This is a genomic window from Ulvibacter antarcticus (assembly GCF_003688405.1).
Lineage (GTDB): Bacteria > Bacteroidota > Bacteroidia > Flavobacteriales > Flavobacteriaceae > Ulvibacter > Ulvibacter antarcticus.
The window spans coordinates 885,256-898,808 of record NZ_REFC01000011.1; the positions used below are offsets into that span (position 1 = coordinate 885,256).

At 37.5% G+C, this 13,553-nt stretch carries 12 protein-coding genes; 6 read left to right on the plus strand and 6 right to left on the minus strand.

The window, feature by feature from the left end:
• Positions 1 to 182 precede the first annotated feature (182 nt).
• From BXY75_RS04235 to BXY75_RS04255, 5 genes are all read left to right on the plus strand, one after another.
• Positions 183 to 1,580: a type III PLP-dependent enzyme domain-containing protein gene (locus BXY75_RS04235; RefSeq protein WP_121906441.1), complete on the plus strand. Its 1,398-nt coding sequence runs from the start codon at positions 183 to 185 to the stop codon at positions 1,578 to 1,580.
• Positions 1,570 to 2,505 carry an agmatinase gene (speB, locus tag BXY75_RS04240; protein WP_121906442.1) on the plus strand — a complete coding sequence of 312 codons (936 nt, stop codon included), beginning with the start codon at positions 1,570 to 1,572 and terminating at the stop codon, positions 2,503 to 2,505. Before BXY75_RS04235 ends, speB begins: the two co-directional genes overlap by 11 nt.
• A complete protein-coding gene (locus BXY75_RS04245) occupies positions 2,495 to 3,469 on the plus strand; it encodes a deoxyhypusine synthase family protein (RefSeq protein ID WP_121906443.1) in 975 nt (324 codons plus the stop codon). Before speB ends, BXY75_RS04245 begins: the two co-directional genes overlap by 11 nt.
• A 71-nt stretch (positions 3,470 to 3,540) precedes the next feature.
• Positions 3,541 to 4,317 (plus strand): RMD1 family protein, encoded by a 777-nt coding sequence (locus BXY75_RS04250; RefSeq protein ID WP_121906444.1) that lies wholly within the window; start codon positions 3,541 to 3,543, stop codon positions 4,315 to 4,317.
• A 26-nt stretch (positions 4,318 to 4,343) separates the two neighbouring features.
• A complete protein-coding gene (locus tag BXY75_RS04255) occupies positions 4,344 to 4,751 on the plus strand; it encodes a VOC family protein (protein ID WP_121906445.1) in 408 nt (135 codons plus the stop codon).
• 10 nt (positions 4,752 to 4,761) lie between these two features.
• On the opposite strand, the gene BXY75_RS04260 is transcribed toward BXY75_RS04255, so the two are convergent.
• Both BXY75_RS04260 and BXY75_RS04265 read right to left on the minus strand, forming a co-directional pair.
• Positions 4,762 to 6,183, minus strand: coding sequence for a mannosyltransferase (locus tag BXY75_RS04260; protein ID WP_245962911.1), 1,422 nt, complete (start codon positions 6,181 to 6,183; stop codon positions 4,762 to 4,764).
• 33 nt (positions 6,184 to 6,216) lie between these two features.
• Entirely contained in the window at positions 6,217 to 7,338 is a 1,122-nt protein-coding gene (locus BXY75_RS04265) for a TolB family protein (RefSeq protein WP_121906447.1), read from the minus strand.
• 30 nt (positions 7,339 to 7,368) lie between these two features.
• On the opposite strand from BXY75_RS04265, the gene BXY75_RS04270 reads away from it, so the two are divergent.
• Complete coding sequence (locus BXY75_RS04270; RefSeq protein ID WP_121906448.1) at positions 7,369 to 8,634, plus strand: M28 family peptidase; 1,266 nt, start codon at positions 7,369 to 7,371, stop codon at positions 8,632 to 8,634.
• A 6-nt stretch (positions 8,635 to 8,640) separates the two neighbouring features.
• Here the strand turns inward: BXY75_RS04270 and BXY75_RS04275 are convergent, their stop codons facing one another.
• From BXY75_RS04275 to BXY75_RS04290, 4 genes are all read right to left on the minus strand, one after another.
• Entirely contained in the window at positions 8,641 to 9,540 is a 900-nt protein-coding gene (locus BXY75_RS04275) for a lipid A-modifier LpxR family protein (RefSeq protein ID WP_170152843.1), read from the minus strand.
• 120 nt (positions 9,541 to 9,660) lie between these two features.
• Complete coding sequence (locus tag BXY75_RS04280) at positions 9,661 to 11,151, minus strand: cellulose synthase family protein (RefSeq protein WP_121906450.1); 1,491 nt, start codon at positions 11,149 to 11,151, stop codon at positions 9,661 to 9,663.
• Positions 11,148 to 11,843 (minus strand): glycosyltransferase family 2 protein, encoded by a 696-nt coding sequence (locus BXY75_RS04285; protein ID WP_121906451.1) that lies wholly within the window; start codon positions 11,841 to 11,843, stop codon positions 11,148 to 11,150. Before BXY75_RS04285 ends, BXY75_RS04280 begins: the two co-directional genes overlap by 4 nt.
• A gap of 123 nt (positions 11,844 to 11,966) precedes the next feature.
• Positions 11,967 to 13,553 carry a 4Fe-4S binding protein gene (locus BXY75_RS04290; RefSeq protein ID WP_121906452.1) on the minus strand — a complete coding sequence of 529 codons (1,587 nt, stop codon included), beginning with the start codon at positions 13,551 to 13,553 and terminating at the stop codon, positions 11,967 to 11,969.

Sequence of the window (13,553 nt, forward strand, 5' to 3'; positions counted from 1 at the left end):
CCGAATTTTAAAGCTAACTTCCATTTTTTCTGAACTTGAGGGTCCGGAATTTCTACAAAGGCTGGCGTACTGGCTGAACCCAATTCGTATCTGATATTTTGGGGGTACACTTATTTTACGTTATTTTATAAACCGAAACCCAAAAGGGATTTAATTTTTATATTACTCACTTAATTTTTCTCATGAATACCAAATACATTGATTTAATCAATCAAACCTATGATTTTCCGCAGGAGGAGTTCAATTTAAACGGGAATTCCCTAACTTTTCACGGGATCGACCTTATGGAACTTGTTTCTGAATATGGCGCTCCTTTAAAGTTTACATATCTGCCGAAAATCTCCGAAAATATACACAGAGCTAAGCATTGGTTTGAAGAAGCCATTAAAAAGAATGATTATTCGGGAACTTATAATTATTGTTATTGTACCAAAAGTTCACATTTTAAACACGTCCTTCATGAAGCATTGAAAAATGATATTCATATCGAGACTTCTTCAGCTTTCGATATTGATATCGTCGAAAACCTAAAGTTAGAAGGAAAAATTACCGATAAAACATTTGTGATTTGCAATGGTTTTAAAAGAGATCAATATGTGAAAAACATCACAAGGCTTATCAATAATGGTCATAAAAATTGCATTCCAATTATCGATAATTATGAAGAAATCGGTTTGCTTTCAGAAGGGATAAAAGGAAAATTTAAGGTTGGAATTCGAATCGCTTCGGAAGAGGAACCAAAATTCGAATTTTATACTTCACGATTGGGAATTGGTTATAAAAACATTGTACCTTTTTATCGAAATCAGATAGAAACAAATAAGAACGTGGAACTAAAAATGCTTCACTTCTTTATAAATACAGGTATCCGCGATACTGCGTATTACTGGAATGAGTTGGTAAAATGTTTGAAGGTATACACCAATCTTAAAAAGATTTGCCCCAGCCTCGATAGCCTGAATATTGGCGGTGGATTTCCTATAAAAAATTCGCTGGCATTCGATTACGATTACCAGTATATGATTGATGAAATTATCAATCAGATCAATATCACTTGCGAGGAAGCAGATGTAAAAGTGCCCAATATTTTTACAGAATTTGGTAGCTTTACAGTAGGCGAAAGTGGAGGTGCTATTTATGAAGTGCTATACCAGAAGCAACAGAATGACCGTGAAAAATGGAATATGATCAATTCGTCATTTATTACAACCTTGCCCGATACATGGGCAATTAGCAAGCGTTTTATAATGATGGCGGTAAATCGCTGGAACGACGAGTATGAGCGTGTTTTACTAGGCGGACTTACCTGCGATAGTGACGATTATTATAATAGTGAGCAACATATGGCGGCAATTTACCTTCCGAAGTTTAAAAAAGAAAAACCACTTTATATCGGCTTTTTCAATACCGGGGCGTATCAGGAAACTATTGGCGGATTTGGCGGTTTGCAACACTGTTTAATTCCTTCCCCAAAGCATATATTAATTGATAGAGATGCTGATGGAAACATCACGACAAAATTATTTGCAAATCAACAAACAAGCGAGCAATTGCTAAACATTTTAGGTTATGAGCACTAAGACGTACGCAGGCATCCCGCAGAAAAATGCGGCCCTGGAAACTTCAAAAATCGTATTAATTCCGGTTCCTTACGATGGGACCAGTACCTTCCAAAAAGGAGCAGATAAAGGCCCGGATGCCTTTTTACATGCTTCGGAAAACATGGAACTTTACGATATTGAAACAGAGAGTGAAGTATATTTACAAGGAATCTACCTGGCAGATCCGGTGACTGAGAAATCTTCACCTGAAGCAGTAGTTGAAGCAGTTCACAATGTGACAAAGGAACATATTATCAAAAATAAGTTCGTTACAGTTTTTGGTGGCGAACATAGTATATCTATTGGTACCATTAGAGCCTTTAACGAGTGTTTCGACGACCTTACGGTGCTTCATATTGACGCACATGCCGATTTGCGCAAGGAGTATCAAGGTACTTCCTGCAATCACGCCTGTGCCGTTTATGAGGCAAGTCAGAACACGAATTTAATTCAAGTGGGAATCCGTTCTATGGATGTGGCTGAAAAAAGGGTGATGGATCCTGAAAAGACTTGGTTTGCACATGATATGGCGACAGATGAGTACTGGATGGATAATGTAATTGAAGCCTTGGGAGATAATGTGTTTATTACTTTCGATCTTGATGCTTTAGATCCTTCAATCATGCCATCAACGGGAACTCCAGAACCAGGTGGTTTGTTTTGGTATGAAACCTTAGCATTTCTGAAACAGGTTTTTAAGGAAAGAAATGTGGTGGGATTCGATATTGTCGAGTTGTGCCCAAATGAAGCCGATAAATCTTCCGATTTTTTAGCTGCCAAACTATATTATAAAATGTTGAGTTATAAATTCTCTGAAACTGAAGAGGATCAAGAATACGACAGTAATTTTAACGATGCCAAAAAAGGAGTATCAAAATTAAACGACGAAGAAGATGAGTACTAAAGGTGCGATTTCAGAATTTATTCAAAAATATTATTTACACTTTAATGCTGCTGCATTAGTTGATGCTGCAAAAGGTTATGAGGAACAGTTAAACAATGGTGCTAAAATGTTGGTGTCATTAGCTGGTGCAATGAGTACCGCGGAACTGGGAAAAATATTTGCCGAAATGATACGTCAGGATAAGGTGCAGATTATTTCTTGTACAGGAGCAAATCTGGAGGAGGATATCATGAATTTAGTAGCACATTCCCATTATAAGCGAGTACCAAATTATAGAGATCTTACTCCTCAGGATGAATGGGAATTATTAGAAAAAGGCCTTAATCGGGTTACCGACACTTGTATTCCGGAGGAAGAAGCATTTAGAAGAATTCAGGAGCACATCGTGAAAATCTGGATGGATGCCGAAGCAAAAGGGGAGCGCTATTTACCACATGAGTATATGTACAAACTTTTGCTAAGTGGTGTATTAGAACAGCATTACGAAATCGATTTGAAAGATTCATGGATGTATGCTGCAGCCGAAAAAAATCTCCCAATTATCTGCCCGGGATGGGAAGACAGTACGATGGGAAATATCTTTGCAAGCTATGTTCTTAAAGGAGAATTGAAGGCTTCTACCATGAAAAGTGGTATTGAGTATATGACTTTTCTGGCAGATTGGTATACAGAAAACTCATCGAAAGGAATAGGGTTTTTTCAGATAGGTGGAGGTATAGCAGGGGATTTCCCGATTTGTGTTGTGCCAATGTTGTATCAGGATATGGAAAGAACAGACACTCCTTTCTGGAGTTATTTTTGTCAGATAAGTGATTCAACTACGAGTTACGGAAGTTATTCTGGAGCGGTGCCTAATGAAAAAATAACATGGGGTAAACTTGATATTCATACTCCTAAGTTTATTATAGAAAGTGATGCGACTATAGTGGCACCACTTATTTTTGCTTATTTACTCGATATGTAGAAATAATATTAGGCTGCGAATTGAATTTTAATTCGGTTTGCAGCCTAGTTATATCGAATAGCTGCTAAACTATGTACAGTGTTCAATCGTATCATATCGCCCAAAGTGTTAACATCAAGGCGGTGCGGAATAAATTTAAAGCTACGTTGCTTTTTGGCGACAGTGATGAGCTTTTTTATAAATTGAATGAAGAGCAATATTTCTACGTTTTTCAATTCGGAATTGTTAGTTTCTTTAATGTAAAAGCTTCGGAAGTAGAAGAGATTATTGGACAGATTTCTCCCTTCGGAAAAGAAAATGTAAGTGATTCTCTATCTGAAGATATTTCGGTAAATATTTCAGAAAAGATAGTAAAAGTAAATTTCGACAGCGTTACAATTCCTAGTTTCGACGAGGAAATGATACGTCTTATTATGCTACATACCTCTCAATCGGTGGCTTTAGATCGCTACGCCGAAGTGACCGGATTAATGTTAGAAGAGGCGAGTGTACATACAAAAACATTAGAAGACAAAGGACGTATATACATCTCCAAAAAGAAGTTGAAAATGCTAATTGGAAGAATTATGAACGTTAAAAACGGTATCTACGAGAATATGTATATTTTCGATTCTCCCGATCTTACCTGGCAAGATGAGCGATTGGCAAAATTGGATAATGATTTAAAACTGACCTTCGATCTTAAAAATCGTTATCGGAATATTCAGGATAGCATTGCAATTACTAAGGAAAACCTCGAATTGTTTAAGGACATTTGGGACCATAAAGAAAGCAGTACGTTAGAATGGATCATTATCATTCTAATTTTCGTTGAGATCATTGACCTTTTTGTGACAAAGATTTTGTAATTTAATTACATCTTAAACACTTGGGTATGGAAAATAAATTTCACGTTTCATTGCCTTGTATGCATATTGAGGCAACAGAAAATTTCTACAATAAAATTATTGGAGCCACCATTGGTCGTAAGGCAAAAAATTGGGTGGATGTCAATCTTTTTGGACATCAGATCACGTTTACAAAATCGGGAAAATTTAATTTTGAATATCCCAATTATATGTTTGAAAAGACCGTGCTGCCATCTTTTCATTTTGGAGTAATCATGGATAAAACAGAGTGGAACAATTTGTATGAAAAGCTCAAAGCGCATATTCATATTGATAAAACTCTTTTTTTATACGATCAAAATGGGGAGCATCAATCGTATTTTATTAAAGATCCAAACGGCTATGTAATAGAATTTAAATGCTTTTCGGCGGACAATTCTATTTTCAAATCGTAAGGACTTATAATCATGATAATTCATTTTTCGAATGCCTGTGAGGATCAAAAATTTCCCACAAGGCAAAAGGGATTATTATAGTGTATTCGAGGGCAACCAACCATAGATTTTCAGAAAATCCGTTCGCTCCATAAGCCGAATAACTTAAAAAAACCACAAAACTCCACACTATCGGAAATTTATACTTGGTAAAAATCGAAAGTAGCAAGGGTGTTGCGATATACCACGGATGTACAGTGGTGGACAATAAAAAATAGAAAGATACCGCAAAGAGCATCGCGTTTATAAGTTGTTGAGTGGTGTTGTTTTTTCTGAAAAATGCAAGTCCTAATGTGAACAGTAAAGTGATAATAGGAAGTATTTTTCCAACGGTGCCGATGATATTCCAACCCACAATTTCAAAGCCAACCCATCTTATTATATAATAGATACTGGCATTAAATTCGAAATTCTGAAACCAGAGAGCTATAGATTGGGAAAAGTTTGAAATAACCGATAAGGATTGTCCATTGCCACTCCCGATTGCAAGCGTAGTTAGAAATGGCAGAAATGTGAGAATTACTATGGCGATGGTAATAATATAGAAGGGTACAAGCTTTGAAATACCTAGCTTTTTCGAAGGCTCATTCTTTAAAAAATAGTGAAATAGTAAGGGTAGAAACAGTAATGGAAGGAGTTTCACTGAAACAGATACGCCCAGCAATATTGCTGCCCAAACCCATTTCCCTCTGTGCAATAAATAAATCGACCAGATAACGAAGAAGAGCATCACTCCTTCAAAATGAAGGTTTCCGCAAAATTCGATGATAATAAATGGATTGAGAAAATACCAGAATATGTTTTTTACAGGAAGATTTAAGACTTCAAGGAGTTTTTTTCCGAAGTACAAAATACCTAGATCTGCAAGCAGCAACATTAGTTTGAGTAAGACAACCGAACCCATAATACTTTTTCCGAAGAAAAATCCGGCAATGGCAAAAAACAACTGATTAACAGGAGGATAGTTGCTAAAATGACTTCCATTTAGATTGCCCATGCCTTGGTATAACTCGCCTGCCTGAGAGATAAGAAAGCCTGAACTATTAAATCCCGTTACAGAGCTTTCCATATACATTTGAGGCGTAAATGAATAAGGATTAATTCCTTCAATAAGCAATCTTCCATCCCATAGAAATCGATAAAAATCCTGCGATAAATTAGGAAGAACAAATAGCAAAACCAAACGAAAAACGATTCCTGCAATGACTAAGACCCCGAAATTCTTCCCTGATCTTTCTATGAGAAGGTAGCTAATTAAAAATAACAGTGAATAGATTGTGATTAAGTTCGTAAAGTCACTGCGAACTAGATCGTAACCAAATAGCGCGTATAATAACGCAGCAATTACTGCAAATAATATGAGAAGTCGCTTAGATCCAAAAAGAGTGGCCATAGTGATCATGAGATTTGGCTTGTGCGAAACTTATTAGTCCTGCCATTCTGCAATAAATAGGTTGGTATCTCTTCCGCCTCCATTATTACGATTGGAAGAGAAAGCAAGATATTTTCCATCGCTCGAAAATACTGGGAAGGCGTCGAAGGTTTCTCCATGTGTTATGCGTTCCAGATTTTTTCCGTCAAGGTCAATAAGATAAAGATTAAAAGGAAATCCGCGTTCGGATTCAAAGTTACTAGAGAACAGAATTTTTTTACCAGAAGGATGAAAAAACGGGCTCCAATTGGCGTTTCCAAGATTAGTGAGTTGCCTTAGTTCACTACCATCTGCATTACAAATATAGAGTTCCATTTCTGTGGGTTGTACCAGCCCTTGTGCCAAAAGATCTTTGTATTCTTTAATAGCTTCGGGAGTTTTAGGTCTAGATGATCTAAAGATAAGTTGAGTGCCATCTGGTGAGAAGAAAGCGCCGCCATCATACCCAAGTTCGTCGGTAATCTGTTGCACGTCACTACCGTCCAAATTCATTGTATATAACTCCAAATCACCACTTCGCATAGAAGTAAAAACTATTTTATCTCCTTTTGGTGAAACGGTTGCTTCAGCATCATAACCAGGTTCATTGGTAAGCTGACCGGTGATATTTCCTTCCAAATCTGCTACAAAAATGTCGAATGAATCGTATACTGGCCATACATATTTTCCATTTTTCCGAAGCGGAACTTCAGGACAATTGTCGTCAGTTAAATGTGTGGAACCATATACGAAATGCTTATTGTCGGGAAGGAAGTAAGCACAGGTTGTACGTCCTTTCCCGGTACTAATCATTGGTGGTTTTGAATTCGCGAAGTTTTCCGAAGCATTCATTAAAAACATTTGATCACATTCCAATCCCCATTCGTTAAAATTTGACTGAAATACCAATTGCTTATCATCAAAACTCCAATAAGCTTCTGCATTATCACCACCGAAAGTGATTTGACGAATCGACTTGAAGTGAATTTCTTCCGGATAAATCAAGCTGTCTTTCGCGGTTTTTTGCGTAGTTTGTTGTGTCTCTTCGGAAGTGTTTATAGTCGTGTTTTGTTCTTCTGAAGCATTTTTACATGAAAATACCAGTAACATGGCTAAAATAACGGGAATCACTCTCATAAATATGTAATTTTGTACAAAAATAGGAATATGCGTTCATTAATGATAGTTTTTATTGCCCTCATCCTTGCTTCCTGTAAAGATACCCAGATCAAGAAAGAAATTGGAATGAAGGATGATGTCTATATTCTGGCCAATGACAGTCTAAAAGGTAGACAAACCGGAACGCGAGAAGAGTTGATGGCAGCCTCTTATATTGAAAAAAGATTTAGGGAATTGGGTCTGAAGCCTAAGGGAAATATGGGAACATATACTCAGACTTTTACATTTCGATTAAGTAAGAATCCCCACGAACAGGCTGAGTACACAGAAATAGGGCTTGATAGCACGCTTACTGGCACCAATGTTATTGGATATATTGATAATAATGCCGAAAACACGGTTATTATTGGTGCACATTACGATCATTTGGGCATGGGAGGCGATGGATCCTTGTTTAGGGAAGGTTCCGAAATTCATAACGGAGCCGATGATAATGCCAGTGGTGTTGCCGTTATGTTGGATATTGTAAAGAGATTAATTTCAAATAACGATGCTCCAAAGGGTAAGACCGGATCTGCCCATCTTAATTCCAAGAATTATTTGTTTATCGCCTTTTCAGGTGAAGAAATGGGTCTATTAGGGTCGAATTACTTTTTAAAGAACCCTACGATCGACACAAAAAAAGTTAGTTATATGCTTAACATGGATATGGTAGGACGGCTAAACGACGAGAATACCCTTGCGGTTCACGGCGTAGGTACGTCTCCTATATTTAAACAGGTTTTATTCGCAAACAAAGGAAGTCTCAAAATAGCAGAGCATGAATCCGGAATAGGGCCAAGTGATCATACCTCTTTTTATTTGTCGGATATACCTGTATTGCATTTTTTTACCGGACAGCACAGCGATTATCACAAGCCAGGGGATGATTCGGAGAAGCTTAATTATAAGGGGATGCAGCTGGTTTCTGATTATATTTTTGCCATTGTTTCCGATCTGGATAAAGTTGGGAAATTGGTTTTCAGAAAAACGAAAAACGAAAGCGAGGATGCTCCTCGATTTAAGGTTGCATTAGGAGTTGTTCCGGATTATCTTTATACTGGAAAGGGAATGCGGATTGATGGTGTTAGTGATGACAAACCAGCGCAGAAAGCTGGACTTATAAAAGGTGATGTTGTTGTGCAATTAGGAAAAAACAAAACCCCCGATATGATGGGCTATATGAAAGCTCTTGCGAAATTTGAAAGTGGAGATAGTACGGTCGTGACCGTTGAGCGAGATGGTAAGACTATGGAATTTGCAGTAACATTTTAGTACAGTTTAAAAACTCCTGGCGATAATAAATCCGAAGGTGATATGCGCTTTTGTAGCTTCAGATTCTTTCGACACATAATTTTGTGCTAGTTTATAAGTATTACGACCTGCTCTGTATACGAACTCGTAGTTAAATAATACTAATCCCTTTTCAGCTTCTACCAAAAACACAGAAGAATCATGGCGTGGATGTCCTTCAAGCAATGAATTATGTAAAACCCTGCGATAAGCTGCCCCAAACGAAAAATAAAACTCCCGATCTAGAACCCCGATTTGATTGTATGCAGAGCTGCTAGTTATAGGGTTTCTTTTACCAAAATAGAGAACAGCTTCCGGTTGTAGATAGATGTCCTTAGTTCCAAATGCCAACGAAGGCTTTAATGCAATTCGCACACTCATAGGATTTAAAGCCAATTGCCATTCTTTTGCATAGGTAGTTTGAAAATTTATATGGACGCTGTTTTTTATTTGCGCTGCCCAAGGGGGTGTATCTATACCACCCGAACTATGGAAGAGACCTTGAAATTCTTCAGCGCCGGCAATGGGACCCATCATTCCCGTTCCGACTTTAAATAATAAGAATTCCGAGTTTCCTGCAAACGACCATCCGGTGCTTATTCCGAGGTAACCTACATAGGGACGATCGAAATCTTCTACTTTATTTGATTTGATATTATTGGGAGTGTAGTATTGTTGTAAAATTGCTATTTCCAGTTGTTCTTTTCCATTTGAAAAACTACTGTTTTTTAAAGCATTTCTATAGGTGATAAAACTACCAGTTGTATAGTAGCGGTCTCTGAAAACGAAAAAATCGTTATCATGTCTAAGTTCGATTTGATGTGTTGAAGTTTTAGCAATTGAGAGTGGTGTCTCATTTTTTTGAGCGCTCAGTAAGGAGCAAATCAAAAAAACAGAACATACCATAAGTAGTCTTGTATGTATCAAAACGAGGGGCATCGTTATATTGATTACAAGCGTTTGGGGGCTTTGCTATCAGTGGGCAAATATAGACTAAATTTATTTCTTTTAAATTTTGGAAGTGAGGCTCTTAAAAAAAACGAAACCAAAGCCAATAAAAAGCATCAAATGAAAGGGGAAGAGTCCGAAATCTCCACCTTGATCACCTACTACGAAAGCACTGTACATTCCGAAGCCGAAATATAGCATCAACACACCTTCAAAAATCACATTGGGGGAGATGTTTTTTGTTAAGTATTTATTGTCTTTCCAGCTGTCTTTTAAGGCTCCAATATTAAATTTAGGAGTTCGAATAAATTCACTTTTCTTACCAATGTGCCCTTCAAAAACAGCGATGGAATTATGAAGTGAAAAGCCCATGGCAATCGAAAAGAATGTGAAGAACATTCCAGTGTATTTAAGGAACATTTTAAAGCCGCCACCGTACATGATTTTATACATAAACCAGTAGCAGATAAAGAATATTATTGTACTTAGTACGAAAAAACTCATTACATAAAAGTATACTTTAAGATGTTCGTACTCATTTTTGATATAAAGCATAGGGATGCTTAAAATTCCAACGATAAGTACATTTAGAAACATGGTGCTGTTTAGTAAATGTAGTAAGCCGTGTACTTTGGTTTTAAATGGGAGGTCTTCATTTTTAATTACTCTTCCAGCCATTTTTTGGAAATTTTCTGCGCCACCTTTATTCCATCGAAATTGCTGAGATCGTGCAGCACTTATTACCACCGGCAATTCGGCCGGAGTTTCTACCTGTTCCAGATATTTAAACTTCCAGTGTTTTAATTGGGCACGATAGCTAAGATCGAGGTCTTCTGTAAGAGTGTCACCTTCCCAATTACCTGCGTCAAGAATGCATTTTTTTCTCCAGACACCGGCTGTACCATTAAAATTGATAAAATGCCCTTTGCTGTTTCGGCCTACTTGCTCGAGTGTAAAATGTGCGTCCAAGGCAAATGCCTGTACACGTGTAAGGATGGAGTAGTCTCTGTTTAAATGCCCCCATCGGGTTTGTACTACTCCTATTTCAGGATCTTTGAAGTATAAAATGGTGTTTTTTAACCAGTTTTTCTTCGGAAGGAAGTCGGCATCAAAAATTGCAATAAACTCACCTTTGGCGATTTTAAGTCCTTCTTTTAGAGCTCCAGCTTTAAAATTATTGCGATTCTCGCGAGTAATATGTTGAATGTCCAGTCCCGTTGCTTGCAACTCTTTAATCTGAGCTTTGGTTGAAGCAAAAGATTCGTCGGTAGAATCGTCCAGAACCTGAATTTCTAATTTATCCTTCGGATAATCAAGTTCCGAAATGTTATTAAGTAAGCGCTCCATAACGTACAACTCGTTATAAACAGGGAGTTGAATCGTTACATAAGGAATTTCATCTGGATCGTTAAGGTCGAATTTCGGACAATCATCCGCCTTTTTTCGGGCACTGAGGTAATTAAAGAGCAGGTTGAGTTGCGCCAGCGAATACAGAAAAATAAGTATAAGCGCGATAGAATAAACACAAATTATGATCCACTCTAATATCATTTTTTAAAGCTGTATTTAAAAATCCAACCCAGGATTTTAACGCCTGCAAATATAGCACCTTTTACCGTACCTGAAACTTTTGAAACACCTATTCTGTTCCTGTAAGGCACAGCCACTTCGATATATCTATATTTTCGCTTAAGTGCCTTCAATTGCATCTCAACGGTCCAACCATAGGTCTTGTCTTCCATTTCCAATGTGATCAATTTATTGTACTTGATAGCTCGAAAGGGACCTAAGTCGGTAAATCGGGAGCCAAAAAACAATGTCATTAATGATGTTGCAAGCCAGTTTCCAAAAAGCTGTGGTAATGTCATTGATCCTTTCTCACGTAATTTCCTTGTGCGTGCACCAATTACAAAGTCATAGTCAGAGTTTATTATAGGAGCTACGATATCGGTAAGTTTTTCGGGATAATCGCTATAATCTCCGTCTAGAAATACTACTATGTCTGGCGGTAATTTTTGTTGTGCGATATAATCCATTCCCTTCAAACAGGCATGGCCATATCCTTTTTTTTCTTCGGAAAGTACCGTTGCTCCCGCTGCTTTGGCTACATTCTCGGTCTCATCAGTAGAATTATTACTAATGACAATTATTTCATCAACGATTTCAGGGATATCGTTTATTACTTTTCCAATCGATGCTGCTTCGTTGTAGGCTGGAATTATGACTTTAATGATGTATTTCATTAATAAATTTGTATCCGGGATATCGAGCTGCGAATATCGTTAAAATATGATTACTAAAATTTCTCTGTTGTTAGACGAAAATTATGCTCCAACTAACAATTGATGCAAATTGAAATTTACCTTCTAGTTATTTACATATTCCATTAAATTCACATCGTTCCCTAATAAAATGTCATTTCCTTTAATTCGTCCTTCCAGAGGACCATTTTCAAGCTTTAAAACTCCTCTTGGGCAAACTGCCGAGCAAATTCCGCATCCAACGCAGCTTGAACGTACTATATTCTCACCTTTTTGTGCATAAGCACGAACATCTATTCCCATTTCACAATAGGTCGAGCAATTTCCACATGAAATACATTGCCCGCCATTTGTTGTAATTCTGAACTTGGAAAACAAGCGTTGCTGCATACCAAGTACAGCCGCCATTGGGCAACCAAATCGGCACCAAACTCTGCTTCCGAAGATGGGATAAAATCCTGTGCCAATAACACCGCTAAAAATAGCTCCAATTAGAAATCCGTAAGATTGACGTAAAGTTTCTGCTTCAAAAAGGAAGAGTGTTTTTCCTGTTGTAAAATGCATTCCCATTAAGGCAAGGATAATCACCAGGTAGCCAATTGCACCATATCGTGCATCTTTTTTAAGTTCCTCTCTTTTGAAGAACCAGATTCCGGCAAAAAGAACGGTAAGAAATACCGCAACCCCAATTAGAAAGATGTCTTTTGTCAACCAGTATTTTTCAGAATCATAGCCTAAATACGTTGAAATAACCGCAGTTGTCATCACAACCACAAAAACCAAAACACTATGAATTACCCATCGCTCAATTTTCCAAGCACTTTCACTTTTATCACTTAATTGTCTAAATGAATCACCCGCGGTTTCGGCAAGACCTCCACAACCACATACCCAGCTACAGTACCATCTTTTACCATATTTATAGGTTAGGATCGGGGTGATCACGAATATGGAAATGACACCAAAAATGAGCAAGCCAATACCAACATCTCCCGAAGAAATGAAAGAATCGACCCTGTATTGTTCGAAATTGTAATAGTTGAGCGGCCAGATATTTTTTAGATCATAATACGGTAAGTTAAAACTATCACTATTCATCCGAGCCATGAATTCCGGGATTAAAAAAGCAAAGGCAGTTTGGAAAAACATCACACTTATGGTTCGTATCTTTTCGTAGCGATTATTTCGATATTTCCAGATAAATTTAATTCCGAAGGAAAAAATAGCAACGGTATATAAAGTTCCATACACAAACCACTGACTTGCGGGATTGCCGCTTAACATCTTGCTTAGTGGATCGAAAAAGGAAATGATACCTGTATTATCCCCTTTTTCATTGAGACCAAGAAATTGAGGGAAAAAGTATAGAACTATGTAAAAGCTTGTGAGCAAGATTCCTGTTACCCATGCCAAATATCCGCGGCTGGTAATGGATTTAAACCAAATTCCGTCGTTTTTTATCCCCTCATGTTTGTTGGCATAAGCACCTTTTGCGAAAAGTACAATACCTGCAGTAATTGCGAATAAAGCTACCCATAACCACAATGGTTTGTTCGGGAATTCAAGATTGAAACCTGCTAGTAAAATTATCACCAATCCACTAAGACCAATCAATGTGGCAATCTTCTGCAATGTATTGATCGACTTAGGCGGTTCGCCAGTTAAAGACATATTTCGTTGGATTGCGCTCAT

What these genes read in the sequence shown, in the direction of transcription:
- BXY75_RS04270 (WP_121906448.1), top strand. Translation starts at nt 7,369, where the DNA reads ATGCGTTCATTAATGATAGTTTTTATTGCCCTCATCCTTGCTTCCTGT.
- BXY75_RS04285 (WP_121906451.1), bottom strand. Translation starts at nt 11,843, where the DNA reads ATGAAATACATCATTAAAGTCATAATTCCAGCCTACAACGAAGCAGCA.
- BXY75_RS04290 (WP_121906452.1), bottom strand. Translation starts at nt 13,553, where the DNA reads ATGAGCGCAATCCAACGAAATATGTCTTTAACTGGCGAACCGCCTAAG.
- speB (WP_121906442.1), top strand. Translation starts at nt 1,570, where the DNA reads ATGAGCACTAAGACGTACGCAGGCATCCCGCAGAAAAATGCGGCCCTG.
- BXY75_RS04260 (WP_245962911.1), bottom strand. Translation starts at nt 6,183, where the DNA reads ATGGCCACTCTTTTTGGATCTAAGCGACTTCTCATATTATTTGCAGTA.
- BXY75_RS04265 (WP_121906447.1), bottom strand. Translation starts at nt 7,338, where the DNA reads ATGAGAGTGATTCCCGTTATTTTAGCCATGTTACTGGTATTTTCATGT.
- BXY75_RS04245 (WP_121906443.1), top strand. Translation starts at nt 2,495, where the DNA reads ATGAGTACTAAAGGTGCGATTTCAGAATTTATTCAAAAATATTATTTA.
- BXY75_RS04255 (WP_121906445.1), top strand. Translation starts at nt 4,344, where the DNA reads ATGGAAAATAAATTTCACGTTTCATTGCCTTGTATGCATATTGAGGCA.
- BXY75_RS04235 (WP_121906441.1), top strand. Translation starts at nt 183, where the DNA reads ATGAATACCAAATACATTGATTTAATCAATCAAACCTATGATTTTCCG.
- BXY75_RS04250 (WP_121906444.1), top strand. Translation starts at nt 3,541, where the DNA reads ATGTACAGTGTTCAATCGTATCATATCGCCCAAAGTGTTAACATCAAG.
- BXY75_RS04280 (WP_121906450.1), bottom strand. Translation starts at nt 11,151, where the DNA reads ATGATATTAGAGTGGATCATAATTTGTGTTTATTCTATCGCGCTTATA.